General features: G+C 43.9%; 18 protein-coding genes and 1 tRNA gene. 13 read left to right on the top strand and 6 right to left on the bottom strand.

The window, feature by feature from the left end:
• Positions 1 to 358 precede the first annotated feature (358 nt).
• The 6 genes from H7844_01180 to rodA are packed head-to-tail and all read left to right on the top strand — an operon-like array spanning position 359 to position 5,960.
• Positions 359 to 787 (top strand): RDD family protein, encoded by a 429-nt coding sequence (locus H7844_01180; protein MEO5355894.1) that lies wholly within the window; start codon positions 359 to 361, stop codon positions 785 to 787.
• Positions 784 to 1,812: a rod shape-determining protein gene (locus tag H7844_01175; protein MEO5355893.1), complete on the top strand. Its 1,029-nt coding sequence runs from the start codon at positions 784 to 786 to the stop codon at positions 1,810 to 1,812. Before H7844_01180 ends, H7844_01175 begins: the two co-directional genes overlap by 4 nt.
• The gene (mreC, locus tag H7844_01170; GenBank protein ID MEO5355892.1) at positions 1,812 to 2,603 is read left to right on the top strand and encodes a rod shape-determining protein MreC; all 792 of its coding nucleotides are present in this window, start codon (positions 1,812 to 1,814) and stop codon (positions 2,601 to 2,603) included. The genes H7844_01175 and mreC overlap by 1 nt, the downstream gene beginning before the upstream one ends.
• Positions 2,604 to 3,065, top strand: a complete 462-nt coding sequence (mreD, locus tag H7844_01165) for a rod shape-determining protein MreD (protein ID MEO5355891.1) — start codon at positions 2,604 to 2,606, stop codon at positions 3,063 to 3,065. It begins immediately after the preceding gene.
• Positions 3,058 to 4,833 carry a penicillin-binding protein 2 gene (mrdA, locus tag H7844_01160; protein MEO5355890.1) on the top strand — a complete coding sequence of 592 codons (1,776 nt, stop codon included), beginning with the start codon at positions 3,058 to 3,060 and terminating at the stop codon, positions 4,831 to 4,833. The genes mreD and mrdA overlap by 8 nt, the downstream gene beginning before the upstream one ends.
• On the top strand, positions 4,830 to 5,960 hold the full coding sequence (rodA, locus tag H7844_01155) for a rod shape-determining protein RodA (protein ID MEO5355889.1): 1,131 nt from the start codon (positions 4,830 to 4,832) through the stop codon (positions 5,958 to 5,960). The genes mrdA and rodA overlap by 4 nt, the downstream gene beginning before the upstream one ends.
• Positions 5,961 to 6,134: 174 nt before the next feature.
• On the opposite strand, the gene lpxK is transcribed toward rodA, so the two are convergent.
• Genes lpxK through pgsA form a run of 4 tightly spaced genes read right to left on the bottom strand, consistent with a single transcriptional unit; the run spans position 6,135 to position 8,948 of the window.
• Positions 6,135 to 7,115, bottom strand: a complete 981-nt coding sequence (lpxK, locus tag H7844_01150; GenBank protein MEO5355888.1) for a tetraacyldisaccharide 4'-kinase — start codon at positions 7,113 to 7,115, stop codon at positions 6,135 to 6,137.
• 3 nt (positions 7,116 to 7,118) lie between these two features.
• Entirely contained in the window at positions 7,119 to 7,793 is a 675-nt protein-coding gene (gene queC, locus H7844_01145; GenBank protein ID MEO5355887.1) for a 7-cyano-7-deazaguanine synthase QueC, read from the bottom strand.
• On the bottom strand, positions 7,768 to 8,379 hold the full coding sequence (gene plsY / locus H7844_01140) for a glycerol-3-phosphate 1-O-acyltransferase PlsY (protein MEO5355886.1): 612 nt from the start codon (positions 8,377 to 8,379) through the stop codon (positions 7,768 to 7,770). The genes queC and plsY overlap by 26 nt, the downstream gene beginning before the upstream one ends.
• Positions 8,376 to 8,948: a CDP-diacylglycerol--glycerol-3-phosphate 3-phosphatidyltransferase gene (gene pgsA / locus H7844_01135; GenBank protein ID MEO5355885.1), complete on the bottom strand. Its 573-nt coding sequence runs from the start codon at positions 8,946 to 8,948 to the stop codon at positions 8,376 to 8,378. Before pgsA ends, plsY begins: the two co-directional genes overlap by 4 nt.
• 319 nt (positions 8,949 to 9,267) lie before the next feature.
• Here pgsA and H7844_01130 point away from each other — a divergent pair, with 319 nt between their 5' ends.
• The 6 genes from H7844_01130 (at position 9,268) to H7844_01105 (ending at position 14,675) form a co-directional block, all read left to right on the top strand.
• Positions 9,268 to 10,209 (top strand): HAMP domain-containing protein, encoded by a 942-nt coding sequence (locus H7844_01130; GenBank protein MEO5355884.1) that lies wholly within the window; start codon positions 9,268 to 9,270, stop codon positions 10,207 to 10,209.
• A gap of 195 nt (positions 10,210 to 10,404) precedes the next feature.
• The gene (gene hisD / locus H7844_01125; GenBank protein MEO5355883.1) at positions 10,405 to 11,655 is read left to right on the top strand and encodes a histidinol dehydrogenase; all 1,251 of its coding nucleotides are present in this window, start codon (positions 10,405 to 10,407) and stop codon (positions 11,653 to 11,655) included.
• A gap of 9 nt (positions 11,656 to 11,664) precedes the next feature.
• Positions 11,665 to 11,856 (top strand): hypothetical protein, encoded by a 192-nt coding sequence (locus H7844_01120; protein ID MEO5355882.1) that lies wholly within the window; start codon positions 11,665 to 11,667, stop codon positions 11,854 to 11,856.
• Between the two features lie 202 nt (positions 11,857 to 12,058).
• On the top strand, positions 12,059 to 13,279 hold the full coding sequence (locus H7844_01115; protein ID MEO5355881.1) for an ABC transporter permease: 1,221 nt from the start codon (positions 12,059 to 12,061) through the stop codon (positions 13,277 to 13,279).
• Positions 13,276 to 14,526, top strand: coding sequence for an ABC transporter permease (locus tag H7844_01110; protein MEO5355880.1), 1,251 nt, complete (start codon positions 13,276 to 13,278; stop codon positions 14,524 to 14,526). Before H7844_01115 ends, H7844_01110 begins: the two co-directional genes overlap by 4 nt.
• A 65-nt stretch (positions 14,527 to 14,591) precedes the next feature.
• A tRNA-Leu gene (locus H7844_01105) sits at positions 14,592 to 14,675 on the top strand.
• A 267-nt stretch (positions 14,676 to 14,942) separates the two neighbouring features.
• Here H7844_01105 and H7844_01100 read toward each other — a convergent pair.
• Together H7844_01100 and H7844_01095 are read right to left on the bottom strand one after the other, a co-directional pair.
• Complete coding sequence (locus H7844_01100; protein MEO5355879.1) at positions 14,943 to 15,347, bottom strand: DUF5618 family protein; 405 nt, start codon at positions 15,345 to 15,347, stop codon at positions 14,943 to 14,945.
• 60 nt (positions 15,348 to 15,407) lie between these two features.
• On the bottom strand, positions 15,408 to 15,569 hold the full coding sequence (locus H7844_01095; GenBank protein MEO5355878.1) for a hypothetical protein: 162 nt from the start codon (positions 15,567 to 15,569) through the stop codon (positions 15,408 to 15,410).
• A gap of 348 nt (positions 15,570 to 15,917) precedes the next feature.
• Between H7844_01095 and H7844_01090 the strand changes: the two genes are divergently transcribed.
• On the top strand, positions 15,918 to 16,934 hold the full coding sequence (locus H7844_01090) for a flagellin FliC (GenBank protein ID MEO5355877.1): 1,017 nt from the start codon (positions 15,918 to 15,920) through the stop codon (positions 16,932 to 16,934).
• The last annotated feature ends 75 nt before the right edge of the window (positions 16,935 to 17,009 follow it).

The raw sequence follows: 17,009 nt of genomic DNA, 5'->3' as shown, positions 1-17,009 counted from the left end.
CTACTAATTTTACAGATACCGTGTAGCTGGGATATTTTCAACCCTCCACAATTGCTTTTTTCTTATTTATTAACTACTTATACCAAGTAGCATTCATAGACGTAATATTAAAATTATTTAAATTAAAGCGACTAAACCTTGGAAACCGGGGGTCGAGGGGAATCATTCCCCTCGCAGGAAAGGGTATAAGGGGAAGGACAGAGTCCTTCCCCTTATTGATTTTACTTTTTTGATTGCAATAGCTACTTAACGCCATTTCTTACGCTGAACTTCCGGTATAAGGTAAAAATTTTAACAATTGACATGGTTGAACAAAAAGCGATTTGTTGATAATTAGAAAGCGTATCTGCTATTATGTATGATGAGTGAAGGAACGGGCAGACCCGACATTTTATCAAGGGTGGTAGCCAGAGCTGTGGACTTTTTAATTGTTATGGTGTTGATTGAACTGGTCCCGAGGGCTGGGTTTTACGTGGCGGTAATGTACTTGCTGACAGCGGACGGGTTATTTGAGGGGGCAGGTGTCGGCAAAAAACTGATGGGTTTAAGGGTAGTGTCACAGAGGGCTGAGGCCGGAGCCGCCCTCAGGTGCTCCATACTTAGAAATTTAACCATGGCGGCGGCACTTTTGCTGTGGCGGATACCGCTTTTAGGATGGTTTTTCTTTGCAGGAATACTTATTATAGAGTTTATAGTAATGACAGGCAATGCAGAAAGAAAGAGAATAGGTGACGAGCTTGCCGGCACAGTGGTTGTGTCCGTCATCGGTAAAATGGAGGTAAAATGATTTTTAATAAGCTCTTGGGGCTATTTTCCAACGATCTGGCTATAGACCTTGGTACGGCCAACACATTGGTGTATGCTAAAGGAAAGGGGATTGTTTGCGATGAGCCCTCGGTAGTTGTAATGAGGATGGATACAAAAAAGGTGATAGCGGTAGGGGCTGAGGCTAAGAGAATGCTTGGTAAAACACCTGCAAACATTATCACAATAAGGCCGATGAAAGACGGAGTAATAGCGGACTTTAACGCCGCCGGCGAGATGTTGAAATATTTTATAAAAAAGGCTCATAACAGAAAGAGTTTCGTCTCTCCGCGTGTAATAATAGGGGTACCGTCGGCAATAACTCTGGTGGAACAGCGGGCGGTAAAGGAGGCGGCGGAGGCCTCCGGTGCCCGTGAAGTATATCTTATAGAGGAGACCATGGCTGCCGCAGTAGGGGTGGGACTTCCCATTGATGAGCCCTACGGCAATATGATTGTTGATATTGGCGGGGGAACAACAGACGTGGCGGTTATTTCAATGGATGGCATAGTCTATAGTAAGGCAGTAAAGGTCGGCGGGGATAAGATGGATGAAAAGATTATAACCCACGTCAAGGAAAAGTACAACTTTATGATAGGGGACAGAACAGCCGAGCAAATAAAAATAGAGATAGGCTCAGCTTTTAAGATATCAAAGGAGGAGCTTTCCATAGATGTCAATGGGCGCGATCTTATCTCAGGGATACCCAAAACGGTAACTATCCGTGAAAACGAGATACGTGAGACCTTAAACGAGCCTGTGAGCATAATTGTGAGCACAATTAAACAGGCATTAGAAAACACCCCGCCGGAGCTTGCCTCAGATATTGTTGACAACGGCATTGTGCTTGCCGGGGGAGGGGCGCTGCTCAGGGGGCTGGATGAGCTAATCAGGCAGGAAACCAGACTCCCCGTCATCGTGCCGGAAAACCCGCTGACTGCGGTAGTAATGGGAGTGGGAAAGATGCTTGAGGATTTGGCGCTGCTTAGGAGAGTTGCCGTCAGTTAATGCTCAAAAAGCATCATACTCTCTTTTTAATTTATGTCTTTTTTCTTATTTCGCTTATGACATACCAGAGTTTTAAGGGGCCCTTCCAGCCGCTGTTTCGCCTGAGGTATCCACTTTTTTTTGTTAACGATGCTATCTCTACAACTTTGGACGTAATTAAGAAACCATTTGTCATTCTGTTTGCTCTTGAAAGGGAAAATGCCCGCTTAAAGATTGAACTAAACAAGCTGTTACTAAAAGAGCAGCTTTATGATGAGGCTATTTACGAAAACAACCGCCTTATCAGCCTTCTGTCTCTGAAAAGTGAAATAACAAACTATGTGACATCTGCACGTGTGATAGCCCGTCAGCCCGACAGATGGTACCACCAAATGGTGATAGACAGCGGCACAAGAGCGGGTGTAAAAAAAAACATGGCGGTGCGGACAGAGAATGGGCTAATCGGGAAAATCATTTTGTCTGAGCCCAACTACTCTACTGTGTTGCTTTTGACCGATGTGCACTCCTCGGTAGCTGTAAGGTTTGAGGACAACCGTACGGAGGCGGTGCTCTCAGGCAATGGCACCCAACTGTGCAGCCTCAAATATATCCCGGTAAGTGAAGACGTAAAGCCCGGCGTGGAGCTGGTTACATCCGGGACAGACAGCCTCTTTCCGTCGGGTATTCCGGTAGGAAGAGTTGTAAACGTAGAGCGTGCCGCCACCGGCATGTTTCATGAGATATCGGTAGAGCTCTTTGCACAGCCAATAAAAACTGAAGAGGTTCTTGTCGTCTCAAGAGAAGGCACTTAAATGAAAAAGGCGAGGGAATACCTTTTTTGGTTGTCTCTTACCGCTTTGGCTATGGCTGTTGACAGGGCTGGTTTTTTAAACTTAAAACTAAATTTAACTCTGCTCTTAGTTTATTATATGGGTATAAAGTGGCCTGAATCAAAGGCTTTTTTATGGGCCTCAGGTATAGGGTTTATAGAGGACAGCCTCTCACTTAGAATAATCGGCCCCAACATGCTTTCTAAAAGCTCAGTGATTTTCATAGCCTCTTTTTTTAAGACCGGCATCTTTAACTTCACCCCCTTGCTTAATGCACTTCTTAGTTTTGCTTTCACCATTGTTGACGGTGTTGTCGTTTATTCATCCTTATCTGTTTTTGATACCAGGCCTGTGGATATATCTACAGCCATTGACAATATAATGTTTCAATCCCTGATAAATGCCGTGTCAGGGTATTTTGTCATGCGAGAAAGAGATGAATAAGGAGTATTTTGAAGGATTTGCCGGTTTTACGGTTTATGTCATAATTACGGTGTTTTTTATACTTGCCGTAAGGCTCTACGTCATCCAGATATTAAAAGGCAGCGATTATCGTGAGGCTGCGGATTCAAACAGGGTTAGGGTTGTTATGATGCCCTCATCGCGTGGAATCATATACGACAGAGGGGGGGTGCCCCTTGTTAAAAATAAACCTTACTTTTACGCATCTCTTATTCCCGGGCACACTACGGTTGATACTGCCGGACTTGCCGCAATTCTTAAAACCGATGAGTCTAAACTTGCTGCAAAGATAAGAAAAGAGAAAAACAATATTTTTAAAACAATTGTGCTCAAAGAGGGTTTGTCTTTTAAGGAAGTGGCGGAAATAGAGGCAAGTAAGTCTGATTTTCCGGGCCTTATTATAGAAACAAGCGTGACGAGAAACTATGTTTATAACACCGTGGGCTCTCACGTTATAGGTTACCTTGGAAAACCCAATAAACAACAGATAGAGAAACTACAACTGGATGATATATCCCCTGAGACATTTGTGGGACAGTGGGGAGTGGAGCAGCTTTTTGACGCCACTCTGAGGGGAAGTGCAGGGAAAAAGATAATCGAGGTGGATGCTCTGGGCAGACAGTTGAAAGAACTGGAAATCATAGAGCCCAGCACAGGTGATGACATAACTCTCAGCCTGGATATAAACCTCCAAAGGGTAGCAGAGGAATCATTTCAGGATAAAACCGGCTCTCTGGTAGCTATAGACCCCCGCAACGGTGAGGTCCTTGCCATGGCAAGCCTGCCGTCTTTTGACCCTAACGATTTTGTCATGGGAATAGACTCCGAGAAGTGGGCGTCTTTGCATAAAGACAAACGGTATCCGCTTTTAAACAGGGCGCTTCAGAGTTCTTATCCTCCGGGTTCGATATTTAAAGTTCTCATGTCGGTAGCCGGACTTGATGACGGTGTGATAACACCTAAAACTCAGGTGGGCTGCGGTGGTGAGCTCCACTATGGTTCGTGGTCATTTGGATGCTGGAGCGCTCACGGTTCCGTCACTTTCCACAGAGGGCTGGTACAGTCCTGTGATATATACTTCTATGAGGTTGGCAGAAAACTTGGCATTGATAAAATAAAAAAATATGCCTCTATGTTTGGTTTGGGTAAAAAGACCGGCCTTGACATTGTAGGGACTGATGAGAGAGAGGGGCTCATTCCATCAACAACATGGAAACAAAAGACTATGAAGCAGCCATGGTTCCTTGGTGAGACCTTTGTAGCTTCAATCGGGCAGGGATATGTTAATATAACGCCGGCGCAGGCGGCGTTACTTTCAGCCATGGTTGCAAACGAGGGACTTCCGGTGCGTCTTAGCCTGATAAAGGGCACCCCCCTCCCTGATGAATCCAAACGGCTTAAAATAAAACCTGAGGTCTTTGCCGAGGTTAAAAGCGCCATGTACGGGGTTGTTAATGAGGATGGCGGAACAGGGGGCAGAGCACGCAGTACGATAGCCCGCGTCTCAGGCAAAACCGGCACTGCTCAGGTAGTAAAGGGCAGAGTAAAAACAGAAACCCTTAAACCACATCTCAGAGACCACGGGTGGTTCATTGCCTATGCACCGTCTGAGGAGCCTCAGATAGCGGTTGCGGTTGTAGTTGAACACGGCGGGCATGGAGGAAGTGCTGCCGCTCCTATTGCAAAAAACGTGATCGAGGCTTTTTTTAAAAGCCCATGGTATAAAAAACATGAGGCGGCAAAGGAATGAGTTTCTTTCAGATTAACAGAAAGTACCTTAAACAGGTAGATGCCCTCATGCTTATACTGCTGTTGGCTATTTCAATAATAAGTGTTATGACCATCTACAGTACCACACGGCCAATTATGTCCTCGGCAATACATCCCAACTACTATTTGAAACAATTGGTATGGGTGCTTATTGGGTTCATTGTTTTATTTATCGTTATGGTTTACGATTATTTATGGCTTCGGGAAGCGGGCTATGCCATATACGGCATTGGGATATTTTTACTTGTACTTGTGTTAGTTATGGGCAAAAGCGGTCTTGGTGCACAGAGGTGGCTGGATTTAAAAATTATCTCCTTTCAACCGTCTGAGATATTTAGGCTGATTCTGGTAATCGGGGTTTCAAAGTACCTTAGTTCCGTAAAAAGTCCGCTTGATAAGAGGTCATTTTTATTGTCTTTGCTTATCTTTGGAATTATTCCATTTATTTTGATAATTAAGCAGCCACATCTTGGTACAGGGATTATTCTTTTTACGACATTCTTTTTTTTAGCGTTGTCTAAGAAAATAGAAAAAAAACTGCTTCTAATTCTTATAGCAATAGCGCTGGTGGTAGTGCCCCTGGGTGGAAAAACCATTTGGAAGCATCTTAAAGATTACCAGAAAAACCGCATTTTAGCTTTCATTAATCCTGAGATAGACCCTAAGGGGATAGGCTATCAGATAGAGCAGTCAAAGATAACAATCGGCTCAGGGATGGCGTTTGGCAGAGGATTTCTCAAAGGAACACAGGGACCTCTTAAGTTCTTACCGGAAAAACATACGGATTTTGTATTTTCGGTTTTTGCCGAGGAGTGGGGATTTGCAGGGGCGATGATGCTCTTTGGCTTCTATCTTATTTTTTTTATCAGGGGGTTTGATACGGCAATAAAGGCAAAAGACGAATTCGGCAAATATCTGGCCTCGGGGCTTACCTTTATGTTATTTCTCTATTTTCTGATAAACATCGGGATGACACTTGGGATGATGCCCGTGGTGGGTGTGCCGATTCCTTTTATGAGCTACGGCGGCACATCGCTAATCTCTAATTTCATTATTGCAGGGATTCTTATAAATATCAGAATGAGACGCCTTGTTATGGTTTACTAGCGGCTTTGGTATAATAAAACCAAGTTGCATTCAAAAAAGTAAAATTAATAAGGGGGAGGACGCTGTCCTTCCCCTCATACCCCTTCCTGCGAGGGGAATGATTCCCCTCGACCCCCGGTCTCCAAGGTTTAGTCGCTTTAACTTAATGTTTTTTTTGGGATAGCTGCAATTTCTTTATATCACAATATCATAAAATGAATCATCAATTATAAAATCAATCACAAGAGCGAAGAGGTTTTGGGCGGGGAAATCCTTAAGTTTTATCAGGTCTTTTTCGGTAGTTATAATCAATTTGGCTGATGATGATTTAGTTTCAGTTAAGAGGGATTTAATCTCTGAGGGCTTGTAGTTATGATGGTCACGAAATATACGGAGTTTTAGGACATTTGCTCCTGCTGCTTTCAGTGAATCTGCAAAAGACTGCGGATTGCCTATACCACAAAAGGCATATACGTTTTTGCCGGTTAACATGGAGGCGGGTAATCGCTCACCTTGTGGAGTTATCAGGGAGGTTACTCCGTGGGAGGCTTTGTATATATGGTCTGTGATGTTTGGTATAGAAGTTCCGGCTAACCGGTATATGTCGGATTTAGCAGCAACGCAGGTAGTAGTGTTTTTAGTGAGTATGATGATTGATGCGCGTGAGAGTTCAGTAATTGGTTCTCTAAGCGGTCCAACGGGAAAGAGCCTTCCGTTTCCAAATCCGCAGCCGGCGTCAATTAACACAATATCTACATCTCTGTGGAGCCGCCTGTGCTGAAAGCCGTCATCGATTATAAACAGGTCGGCTTTCTCAGACATCACACCAGCCTCGTACCTGTCGGCGCTCTTTATGATTTCAACCCCTCTGAGGCGCAGCGCCATCAAATACGGCTCATCACCGGAGTCACTGTAATCAATAAGCGGGCCGTCCCCTTTTGAGACAAAAACAGGATTCTTAGCCCGCCCTCTGTAGCCTCTTGTTAATATACATGGCGAGTATCCGAGTTTTTTTGCTTTTTCTGCAATAGAGATAACAAGGGGGGTTTTACCGGTACCGCCAAGGGTGAGGTTTCCAATGCTTATAGTTTTATGGGGAAGTCGCCGCTGCTTACGTAATCCGTTCCAACGGCTTAACCGGTATCCCATGTAGTAAATGTATTCGACAGGGTTCATGCTCTACAGCAGCAGAGGATCAGTGAGCGCCGCCTCTTTAAACCCTTTAGCTCTGATTATGCAGCTTTGGCAATCTCCACACGGGCTGCCCTCAGCACTGGGGTCATAGCAGCTTAAGGTAAGAGCAAAGTCAACGCCAAGGGAGGCACCGAGTTGAATAATTTCAGACTTTGTTAGGTGAAGCAGGGGCGCATGGATTTTAAAAACAGAGGTGTGCTCAACACCGGCCTTTGTTGCCAGATTAGCCATAGCCTCAAAAGCCCTCAGATACTGTGGGCGGCAGTCGGGGTAGCCGCTGTAGTCAACAGAGTTGGCGCCGATAAAGATATCTGCGGCTCCGACGGCTTCACTCATAGCAAGGGCAAATGAAAGAAAAATTGTGTTTCTGGCAGGCACGTATGTTACCGGAATGGTCTCAGAACCGGTATGTGTCCCTTTAGGAACAGCAATATCGGAAGTAAGGGCGGAGCCGCCGATTTCTCTCATGTCAAAACTTAAAACCGTGTGTTTTTTAACATTAAACAGGGCGGCAATTCGCTTTGAAAACAGGAGCTCTATCCGGTGCCTTTGGCCGTAATCAAAAGACAGGGCATGGACGTCATAACCCTCAGAGATTGCAACGGCAAGGGTTGTAGAGGAATCCACACCGCCGCTAAGAAGAACTACCGCTTTTTTCACCGGTTTCTTTACCGACCCTGTGTTCGTCACCTTTGAGAAGGTTTCGTATGTTTTCCCTGTGTTTATAGAAAATCAGGAGTGCCAATATGAGGCTGAAGTTGAATTTACTAAAAGTCCAGCCGTATATAAAAACGGTGGCAAATGGTAAAAGAGCAAATGACACAAGTGCCGAAAGCGATGAGTATCTTGTGATTATCACTGTGATAAGCCACAGTAGTATAACAAACACACCGGCATAGGGCATGAAAATAAGAGTGGTTCCAATGCTTGTTGCAACCCCTTTGCCACCTTTAAATTTCATAAAAACAGAAAAATCGTGGCCTAACACGGCAAAGAGCCCCATAAGGGCAACTGCAATATCGCTCTGTCCGGTTAGATGTCCGGTTAGCACGGCAGCAGAGCCCTTAAGCAAATCGCCAAGGAGAGTAAAGAGGGCTGCCCCTTTTCCAACCGTTCTGAGCACATTAGTGGCGCCAATGTTGCGGCTTCCAACTTTTGTTAAATCCACACCCTTAGCTTTGGCAATTACCACTCCAAATGGTATAGAACCCAACAGAAACGAAAGCAGCAGATATAGTACGATCAAATTTTCCTCCAAAACAAAACAGTATATTGGATGCCTGAAACAACGGCAAGAAACACTGAAATCCATAAAAACATAAGTCCCGGGGTGTAGAGGTTAATCCCAAGGAGGTTGCTCTCCACTATCATACAAAGAATACCTGCTATCTGCGCTCCGGTCTTAAGTTTGCCGCCCATCTCCGCCTTTATTACAATATCCTTCGACAGAGCCACAACCCTGAGAGCTGTAATAAGAAACTCCCTGACAATAATAACTACGGCAGGCCATATGGAGAGAGAGCCCATGTCAACAAGAAGGATTAGAGCTGCTATGACCAGAAACTTATCTGCTATCGGATCCATAATTATCCCAAACGTTGTAATCTGTCCCGAACGTCTTGCCAGATAGCCATCTAAGAAATCTGTAATCGCAGCCAGTGCAAACACTGCCGCCCCTGTTACCGGATATGCAGGAGTTACATACAAAAACACGGGGATTAGTAAAATCCTGCTTAATGTCAACGCTGTAGGAATGTTAAAACGTATTGTTTTAACTTTAATTTCCTCTATTTTGATTTCACTTGTCTCTTCCATATCACCATTGCTCTGCTGAGATTATCTGTTAGTGATTATTGAGCAAATAATTTCTATTATACGAAAGATTTGCACGAAAAAAACAGATATGTTTAATTATTATACTCTTGAAAAAAATAGCAAATAAATATAATCTTCATTTGATAAGTTTTTTTTGATATAGGCGATTATAAAAGCGGATTTCAAAAAATACATTGGGGAGGCATATGTATTAGAGGAGTTTATTTATACTTTATGTTTTAACCCTTCTTTTTCTTGACAGTACCTTGTTGTATGCTGATAATCTGCTTATATTAGGTCTTGGGAGGTTCACAGATCAATGCCTTATAAGGTAAGCATTCATACTAAATACGCTTTAATCATCTGGCTGATTTCTATAATCCTGGTTTTTATTATGCTTTCAGTTTTTTATTTTGTTGCGCATAAAGACGCCTTATCTCTAAAAGCCAGTTTACAGAATCAATATGTAAGTAACTACGAGCTGGACCATGAAAAGAAGATAAAACAATTGTCGGGATTTTTGTCTCATCTTTTTTTTGACTTACTTTACGAGCTCAATATAGAAGGGATGGATCAGTTTATAGAAAAAATAAAATCCGAAATGGATGTTTCAGCAATAAAAATAGCGGATTCAACCGGAAAAGTTCTGACAGAGGGCACCTATGAAAATGCCTCACCCGGCTCTTATATAGATATCTCAAAACTACAACCTCCGAACGCTTTAGCACTTGTAATCTCAAAGACTACTACAGGGCACATGGTTTTGTTTCCAATAGGATTAAATAAAAACACTATAGGTTACGGGCAGGTGGAGTTTTCCGATAAACCGCTGGCAGATTTTTTATGCAAACAGGATGAGATACTAAATGAGGGATGGAGCGCCTTTAGCAGCAGACTGTTTCAAACCGGTTTGATAATCCTGTTGGTCGTTATAGCTGTTTCCATTATATTTAGTGTGGTACTCTCCAGAAGGCTTTCCGCCCCATTAAAAGAGCTTCAAAATGCGGCTATGGCTGTATATAACGGGAAAAAATCCCAACCTATACCAGTAAGGGGCAATGATGAGTTTTCTAATTTTATCAGGCTGTTTAATGAGATGACGGCAAAAATAGCAAATTACACGGAAGAGCTTGAAATAAGTGTAAAGGAACGAACGAGGGAGCTTGACGATAATACCCAGATACAACAGGTAATAAACAATATACTAAAGATTGCCATAGAGCCCACGCCGCTTAAAGAAAAACTTCAAAATGTTTTATGACAGTACATTGTAGGCAGGCACAGGTGTCCACTAAGTTTTAACTGCAAAGAGATTTCGGTAAAGCATCCTCTAAGGTCCATTTTATGTTATCCTCTATTATCTGATATAATGTGATTTTATAACACATCAAAAACTGGAAAAAGAGAGAGATAAAAAGTGAGAGAAATATATAAAGCGGAACAATTTAAAGAGTTCATGGAAATTCTCAGCAACAGAGCTCAGGGGACTGACTCAAATGTGACGGAGGTGGTCAGTGAGATTATCAAAAATGTAAAGCACACCGGTGATGCGGCACTAAAACAATATACGCAGCAATTTGATAATGTTAAGCTCGATAAAATAACAATACCGGAGAGTGTTATTGAGCAAAGTGCCCGGGCAGTGGAAACAAAAATTGTAAAAGCACTAAAACTTTCCATAGAGCGGATAAGGCGTTTTCATAAGAAACAGCGGGAAAAGAGCCGGCGGTATTGTTACAAGGGCGCTGAGTTAGGGCAGTTGATAAGGCCCTTACAGCGCGCAGGGGTGTATGTGCCGGGGGGCAAGGCAGCCTATCCTTCAACTGTGCTTATGAATGTAATCCCGGCGCAGGTTGCCGGAGTGCAGGAGATTGCCCTGTGTGTGCCCACGCCGTGGGGAGAGCTTAACCCATACGTTATGAGAGCAATCCTTGAGTTGGGAATAACTGAGGTATATTCCGTGGGAGGCGCTCAGGCTGTAGCCGCTATGGCATATGGAACTGAGAGCATAAAAAAGGTGGATAAAATTACAGGCCCCGGAAATATGTACGTAGCCGAGGCTAAAAAACAGGTTTTCGGTGTGGTTGATATAGATATGATAGCGGGGCCCTCTGAGATTCTAATAGTGTCGGATGAAGGCGGCGACCCTGAATTTATAGCTGCTGATTTGCTTAGTCAGGCCGAGCACGATGAAATGGCCTCCTCTGTGCTGATAACGACCTCAAAAGAGGTGCTTGATAATGTTAAAAAAATATTAATAAGTAAGCTGGAGACTTTAGAAAGAAAAGAAATAGCACAGAAATCCCTCAGTAATTTCGGAGCGCTGGTTTATGCTAATGATTTGAAGCAGGCGTTTGAGTATTCAAATGAGATTGCGCCGGAGCATCTGGAGATAATGGTTAAAAACCCTGATGAGTGTCTGGATAAGGTTAAAAATGCGGGAGCGGTGTTTTTAGGAAAATTTTCAGCTGAGCCTCTGGGGGACTATACAGCAGGGCCAAACCATACGCTTCCCACAAACGGTACATCACGGTTCTTCTCGCCCCTTGGTGTTTATGACTTTATAAAGCGTACAAGTTATATAAAATTCTCGGAGACCGGCTTTTTAAATATTGCCGATGCCGTATATGACCTTGCCACTTGCGAGGGACTACACGGCCACGCCGACTCTGTGCTGGTCAGAAAAAACCGCCTTAAGGTGAAATAGGAGATTTATTTGAAGTCTGAGGGATTCGGCAAGTCAAGCCGTTTACAAACAGGTGGTTTAAAGTCTATAGAAAACCCCGCCCTGCAACTGAACGAGGCATCGGGCGGCTGTAGCGGTGACTTATCGGTTGTTTTAGGGGAGGGCAATCTCAGCCTTAAAAATAATAAACGGAATCATGCACATCACTATAGAAAGCTCTGATAGTTTGGAGGGCGGCCTTTGGCAGTGCCCTTTTGCTGAGCTGATTAAGCAGGAATACCAAGTTGCATTCATTCGATTAACTTTGTTGGCTTCGTCGAAAGCTCCTTGACGTACGAGCATAGTACGCCTGTGTCGCTTTCTCCTTGCCGCCTCGTTACTCTTTTGACTGCTACTTGGTATAAGCTGTTTTTCACGGAGGAATTTGATAAACCGCTACGGAATACTATCTAATGCACGCTCTGCTGTTTCAGCCGTCAGAGCATACCGGCTCAGGAGTTTTTTTTGCATACTCAGCGTCAGCATTGCCATTGCCTCGATAACCGCCATAGTGGCCGCAGTGGAGGGTGCGTATAAAAGCGCCTATGAGCTTGTTGATAAATTTGGTCCCGATACCGCCCTCATTATAGGTGGCGGAGAGGTTGCCAAAGCAGCAGGGTACAGATATAAAACCCTGACGCTTACCGATTCTCAGGCAATCCGTGACGCTTTTATGACGGCCTGGTTAGTCCTTCCTGTGGTTATAAAACAGGGAACCGGTGTCTCACACGGCAGTAAAAAACACCAGACTCTGGTTCTGGGCTCATCGGAGGACTACAGCAGGAGCTGGAGCTGGCCGGTTGAAGAAGGCTCTGACTTTACGGCGGATGATATTGTCTCAGGAGCAAGTGTCTGCCTGCTCGGGGTAAAAGTTGTCCGTGAACTCTTTGCAGATAAATCCCCGGTGGGGCAGACCATCCTGGTTGGACAAATACCATGTAAAGTCACAGGCGTACTTGCAGATAGAACGATCTCTCAGATGGGCTCCGACCTCAACGACAGAGTAATAATGCCCATTTCTACGGTTATGCGTAAATTACTTAATGAATCCCGCTACGTGTCGGTCATAAAGGTGCGCTTTGAAGATCAGGAAAATCTGAAATACCACATTAGTGAGTTAAGAGAATTCCTGAGGTCACGCCACGGTCTTAAAGAGGATGAAGACGACGATTTCAAAATAGTAAGCGCTGATGAGATAATATCTTTTCTGGTTGCTTTAACAGGCTCTTTAGTGGTTTTTTTAGGTATAACCGGTATAGTATCGTTAGTTGTGTCGGGGTTTGTGCTGGCAAATTTGTTTCTTCTTTCTGTTAAGGAAAGGACCCGTGAGATAGGAATACGAAGGGCTATAGGGGCAACAAAGAGAGATATTTTTACCATGTTTTTATTTGAGGCTACGCTGGTAACCGCACTGGGTGGATTTGCGGGTTTTTTTCTGGGAGTTATTGTATCTGAAATTCTTAATGCTGCAGCGGATTTCCCCGTCCATTTTTCATGGAAAGCCTTTGCAACAGGTCTTACCCTGTCAATTTTAACAGGCATTGTGTTTGGCATAAAACCGGCCGGAGATGCCGCATCCTTAAATCCCATTGAGGCAATACGTTGAAACCTCTTTGGCTGCGTGAGTATGCACCCGGAAACTTTATTCTTAACCTTAAAATTGCAGTGAAATCCCTGGGTAACTTTAAATTAAGAACCGCCCTTGCCATAATGGGCGCAGTCCTTGGATCGCTCTCAATAACCGTGGTATCAAACGTATCCTTATCGATGAAGATAAAAACAGAGCGGGAACTCGCCTCCTTCGGTAAAAACCTGATTGTAGTCAGAAGTGGGCAGATGAAAGGCCATGGCAGGCCAAATGTAATGGCTGACTCTCCAAAACTGACTCTCCTTGATGCCGCAGCCATAAAGGAGCAATCCTCATTTATTAAAGAGACGGCTGCCATTTCAAGCAGATCGTTTCCCGTCCGCTACGGTAATACCACGCTTCCCGGGGCTGTCGTAATGGGTGTATCTGAGGAATATTTTAAAATCAGGGACCTTAAACTCAGCAGTGGTGCCCTCTTTACACAAGCCCACTCTCAATCACTTCAGAGAGTGGTTGTCATTGGTTCAAACATAGCGGAGAGATTTTTACCAGATGGAGATTCCCTGGGAAAATACATATACATTCAGAGAGTACCATGTGAGGTTATAGGGGTGGCTGCGCCGATGGGGGTGGATTTTTCCGAGATAAATCAGGATAACCTCGTTTATCTGCCGCTTCAGACTTTTCTTAGAAGATTCACAAACACATTAAAGCTCACCAGTATTCATGTGCAAGGAGCTGATAAGACCTCAACAGAGCCGCTTAAGGAACAAATACAGAGGATACTGAAAGAGCGCCACGGCATAAAAGAGGGTGAGCAAAATGATTTTACTGTCTTTACTCTGAAAGATATAAGTCTGATGCAGGATAAAACGATCCGTATAGTTAAAATTCTGGGACTGTGTGCAGCAACGGCATCCTATTCGATAAGCGCTATCGGAATACTTTCCATAATGGCTTTAATGGTGATGGAACGCCGTGTTGAAATCGGAATAAGGAGGGCGGTGGGAGCCGGAAAAAAAGATATTGTGGCTCAATTTATAGTGGAGTCATCATTTATCTCAATAAGTGGAGGGCTTGCAGGGCTTATGCTCGGCATTTTGATAACAACAGGGATAAGTTATTTTTCGGAACTTCCCTTTAGTGTTTCTATTGAAGGGGTTGTGCTTGCACTAGTCTGCTGCACGTTGACAGGTGTAGTGTCAGGGGTCTATCCCTCAATGAGGGCACTAAAGATAGCTCCTGTAAATATTGCACAAAACTAAGACAAATCCGCCTCGCCGTGTTGACAGCCGCCTGTGCTGTGTGTTAGTCTCAATAATTAGGCGGAGCCGAAGTGGTGGAATTGGCAGACACGCAAGGTTCAGGGTCTTGTGGGGGCAACTCCGTGGGGGTTCGAGTCCCCCCTTCGGCATTTACTAAACCCTTGATAATGAAGAATAAATCCTCTCAAAACCCTTAAAAATACCGTCATACCAAGTAGCAGTCAAAAGAGTAACGAGGCGGCTGGGAGAAAGCGACCTCCCCTTACAGGGGATTCCCCTTTTAGAGGAGCGTACGTCAAGGAGCTTTTGACGATGCCAACAAAGTTAATCGAATGAATACAACTTGGGATCACCGGCTTTTTTATACTCTTTGCATAGCTTGCCCCAAACTTATGAACTTGCTATCAAAATAATTATTAGCCGGTTACCTTCTTTATAAACGCTTCTGTATCTTTTAAAGCGTCTTTAACCATACTCGTGCTGGTGATTAAGCCTCGATAATAGCCAGCTATATGCAGAGCGTCATAAAGACGTTCAAATTCCGTCAGAAGTTTCCCGTTACTCACAGAAAGATGTTTTTGTAAAGCTGCTCTGTATCCATCTACTGATTTAGGCAGTTCCTTTGAAGTAAAGCCTTTCCCTATTAACACCTCGTTAATAGCTTCAAGCATGGCTAAATAGGCCGTACCGAAAGCCTCCCTTACAGGCTTCTTGTCAAGGTAGAAGTTACCCTCTATCGGCGATTGACTCAATAATTCCTTTGCATTGGCCAAATACCTTAAAGCCTCTCCTGGTGTGTGTTTCTTCACTCGATGTGCCAAATAAATTACTCCTTAAGCTACGGTGCTAAGGCCGGATTTTTTATCTTTTCTATGAAACTGTTAATTTCCTGCTCTGTAAAAAGAGTTCTCTTTCAAAGTTTTTCCGGATGTAGCTCCCCCTTCTCTACTAATCGATAAATTGTAGCCCTTGAGATTGTAAACAGTGTTGCCACTTCTTTTAGCGACTAAAACTTCTCCACTCTTTATTTTTTCAAATATCATCTCGTTTTGTCAATACACCGTCACCAGAGACAGTCGCTAACCTTGATGTGTATGTTTTAGTCCGCATTGCCATTGGTATTACATTTTCTATCCTATATTATTCACCATAAACAGTGTCTATGCCCAGGGAAATTTTTTCTTCTTTGCAAGGAAAATATTGCCGTTTTTTTACGATTTTTCATGCCAATCCGCATTCAATCGTCTAATTCCAACTGTTTAGGCTGATAGTATCACAAAAAAAGCAAGTATGCATTTGGCATAAAAATTGCTTTACTTTTTTAAGGATACAAATTAGCTTGTTAAGCTAAAAGTGATTAAAAAAAATAAAGCTGGACGGGGGGGAAAATAATGGGTTTCGTTATTAACACAAATATAATGTCCATTAACTCACAGCGTAATTTAAAGAAAACTCAGGGACCGCTGCAGGATGCTATGGCTAGGCTGTCATCCGGGTACAGGATAAATTCGGCTAAAGACGACGCAGCAGGTCTTGCAATATCAACAAGAATGAGCACTCAGATACGGGGCCTGACCGTATCGGTAAGAAACGCCAACGATGGTTTGTCTATGGTTCAAACTGCAGAGGGCTCAATGGATGAAATAACCGAGGACCTTCAGAGAATACGAGAGCTTGGTGTGCAGGCAATGAGCGGCCAGTATGGAGTAACAGATATATCTTACATGCAGAAAGAGGTAAATGTACTTGTTGAGGAGATTGGTAGAATAGCTGAACAGACTAAATTTAACGGAGTGCGATTGCTGGCCGGTAACTTTGATTCGAGACTTCATACAAGCTTTGCCGCCAGTGATTCCCAGATAAGGGTACATATCGGCTCAATGAACACAGATGCCCTGGGCGGTCCCATATTTACACAAACCGGAAAGAACGGACCGCTACTGTTTTTAAAAGATATTCATACAGCGACCACAACAGGAGTAAACGGGATAGGTGATGGTGCTTTTGTAAGCGGCGCAGGCTTTGGCTTTCCGCCCAATTACAGCTTTACAGCCTCAAGCACAATTGCTTACACCGGCATATCATCACTACAGGTGGCGGATTCAACTACACAGACGGGTTTCAGGTCTCAGGCATCAAACGTTATAGCCATTATTGACTCTGCACTTAATTTTGTGACAAGTTCAAAGGCCGATATGGGCGCTAAGGCTAACCAGTTTGAAGCCTGCGTCAGAAACATAGACAACACACTGGAGACGACACAGGCGGCAAGGTCAAGGATAATAGATGCCGACTTTGCCTCAGAGACGGCAAATCTTACTAAGTCCATGATTTTACAACAGTCCGGCATATCAGTGTTGGCCCAGGCAAATTCGGCCCCGCAAAATGTGCTTGCTCTGTTGAAATAGAACAGTGTCTGTTGGAATTACACGTGCTATGGCTGTTGTTACAGCAGAGGGGGATGTCTTGACCTGTACAGAAAC

The sequence above is a fragment of the Nitrospirae bacterium YQR-1 genome (assembly GCA_039908095.1).
In the GTDB taxonomy this organism is placed as follows: Bacteria; Nitrospirota; Thermodesulfovibrionia; order Thermodesulfovibrionales; family Magnetobacteriaceae; genus Magnetomonas.
Note: the sequence above shows the minus strand (reverse complement) of the source record. Positions and strands in the feature narration are given on the sequence as shown.

Coding starts and splice junctions, on each gene's coding strand:
- mreD (MEO5355891.1), top strand. CDS start 2,604: ATGAAAAAGGCGAGGGAATACCTTTTTTGGTTGTCTCTTACCGCTTTG.
- rodA (MEO5355889.1), top strand. CDS start 4,830: ATGAGTTTCTTTCAGATTAACAGAAAGTACCTTAAACAGGTAGATGCC.
- H7844_01180 (MEO5355894.1), top strand. CDS start 359: ATGATGAGTGAAGGAACGGGCAGACCCGACATTTTATCAAGGGTGGTA.
- H7844_01090 (MEO5355877.1), top strand. CDS start 15,918: ATGGGTTTCGTTATTAACACAAATATAATGTCCATTAACTCACAGCGT.
- mrdA (MEO5355890.1), top strand. CDS start 3,058: ATGAATAAGGAGTATTTTGAAGGATTTGCCGGTTTTACGGTTTATGTC.
- H7844_01095 (MEO5355878.1), bottom strand. CDS start 15,569: ATGATATTTGAAAAAATAAAGAGTGGAGAAGTTTTAGTCGCTAAAAGA.
- pgsA (MEO5355885.1), bottom strand. CDS start 8,948: ATGGAAGAGACAAGTGAAATCAAAATAGAGGAAATTAAAGTTAAAACA.
- H7844_01175 (MEO5355893.1), top strand. CDS start 784: ATGATTTTTAATAAGCTCTTGGGGCTATTTTCCAACGATCTGGCTATA.
- mreC (MEO5355892.1), top strand. CDS start 1,812: ATGCTCAAAAAGCATCATACTCTCTTTTTAATTTATGTCTTTTTTCTT.
- lpxK (MEO5355888.1), bottom strand. CDS start 7,115: ATGAACCCTGTCGAATACATTTACTACATGGGATACCGGTTAAGCCGT.
- hisD (MEO5355883.1), top strand. CDS start 10,405: ATGGAAATTCTCAGCAACAGAGCTCAGGGGACTGACTCAAATGTGACG.
- H7844_01130 (MEO5355884.1), top strand. CDS start 9,268: ATGCCTTATAAGGTAAGCATTCATACTAAATACGCTTTAATCATCTGG.